Annotated in this window: 1 protein-coding gene; it reads left to right on the top strand. The window is 69.3% G+C overall.

The window, feature by feature from the left end; translation table 11 throughout:
- On the top strand, positions 1 to 1,961 hold a 1,961-nt coding region (locus ACOJUJ_RS22415; RefSeq protein WP_420129146.1), incomplete at both ends, for a hypothetical protein.

The following is a 1,961-nucleotide window of genomic DNA, read 5'->3' as shown; positions in this document are numbered from 1 at the left end:
ACGTACGGGTGGAACGACGCCGTGGACCGGCCGGACTGGATCCAGGCGCCGGGCGCGGAGCCGGTGTACATGGGATACGACACGATCACCCGCAACCCGCGCTGGCAGCAGCAGGGCACGTCGATGGCGCGGCGGGTGTGGTTCGACTACAACGCGAACGGGCAGGTGATCGCCGTCCGTTCTCCGCACGCCAGCACGGGTGCGGAGAACGGAGGCGGAACGATGCAGATGGCGTACGACACGCGCGGCAACCTGAAGCGTACGGTGAGCGCGCTGGGCTTCGTGACGCTGATGTACCGCGACGCGCTGGGTCGGGTGGTGGAGTCGATCTCGCCGGTGCACGCGGGAAGCTCGTCGGACTCGGCCTCGGTAGCGAACACGGGGCTGCGGCAGACGGTGGCGTACGACATCATGGACCGGGACACGCTGTCGATGACCATCGGGCGGGCGATGACGCTGAACCGGGTAAGCGGCATCGCGAGCCTGCACACGACAAGCGCAGACACGCTGCGGGTGCGGACCACCTACGACGACGGCGGTCTGCCGACGGAGGTGGAGCGGTGGGCCCGGCCGGACACGGCGCACGTGGGGGTGATCAGCACGAGCTACACGTACGACGCCGCGGGGCGCAAGACGCTCGAGGACGACGGGACGGGGCTGGAAACCTACGTCTACAACGCAGCCGGCCAGGTGGTGGCGCACAACACCCGGAGGTCGCACCAGATCACGATGACGTACGACGCGCTGGGGCGGGTGACGCGCCGGGTGACGCCGTCTGTGTCGTACCTGGCGAACAACGTGAACTGCAGCGACCCGTACATCCCGGGGATCCCGCGGTGGTTCCCGTGCGTCTTCAGCTTCCCCACGTTCCCGAACGACGCGTCGGGCGGATGGACGATCCCGGCGGACACGGCGTACTTCGCGTTCGACGCCGCGGGCGGGATGACGCTGGCGCAGAACGGCGACGCCATCGTGAGCCGCAGCTACTACCCGGGCGGGGCGCTGCGGACGGACACGCTGCGCATCCGGGCGTACGGCTCCGGCAGCTGGCAGCACAACTACGGGCTGGAGTACCGCTACGATGCGGCGGGCCGCACGCGGGCGCTGCTGCACCCGTACAACCTGGCCGGCTCGGCGCAGCGGGACAGCTTTGCGTACGAGCCGGTGACCGGCGCGCTGCAGACGGTGGTGGGGCGCACGAACCTGGCGTTCGGCTACGGCTACGACCTGCTGGGGCGGCTGACGTCGGAGACGATGCCCACCACGTCAGGGACGCTGGGGAACACCTACACGTACGACCTGGACGGCAGGCGGACCAGCCGCGCGGGGATCTACGGGGAGACGTTCACCTACGACGCGCGGGGCAAGGTGCTGAGCGTGGCCATCGCCGGCAGGTCCACGTTCCGCAACTACTACTCGGGGATCGGGCACCTGGTGGCGACGGAGTGGGACAACGACAACAACGCGGCGGAGGAGGTGGAGGAGTTCCGGCTGGATGCGCTGGGGCACCAGGTGTGGCGGCGCAGCGCCACCAACAACCAGCTGTACCGCGACCCTGAGTACGTGACGCTGTACACGCAGGGCACCAGCCGGGTGAACGAGGTGCGGTTTACCTACCCCGCGTTCTTCCTGGATTCCACCGCGTTCGCGCGCGACACCACCTTCCGCTCGTACGACGCGGCGGGCAACGTGCAGGACGGGTGGGAGCGCGCCTGGGGGAACAGCTACCGCAAGGTGCACACGCGCTCGTACTACGGCGCCGACAACAAGCTGCGGGCGCAGCAGGGGTACAACGAGACGGGGATCAACTTCCAGGGCGAGCGCCGGGGCTACTTCAGCGAGTACCGCTACGACGCGCTGGGCCGGCGGGTGCTGGTGCGCACGCGCCGGGATGGGCTGTGCCATGCGAGCTCGGCGAACTCCAGCACGGTGGACTGCACCAGCGGCATCGAGCGCTACGT

This window comes from Longimicrobium sp., from assembly GCF_048594345.1.
Classification (GTDB): Bacteria; Gemmatimonadota; Gemmatimonadetes; order Longimicrobiales; family Longimicrobiaceae; genus Longimicrobium.
Note: the sequence above shows the minus strand (reverse complement) of the source record. Positions and strands in the feature narration are given on the sequence as shown.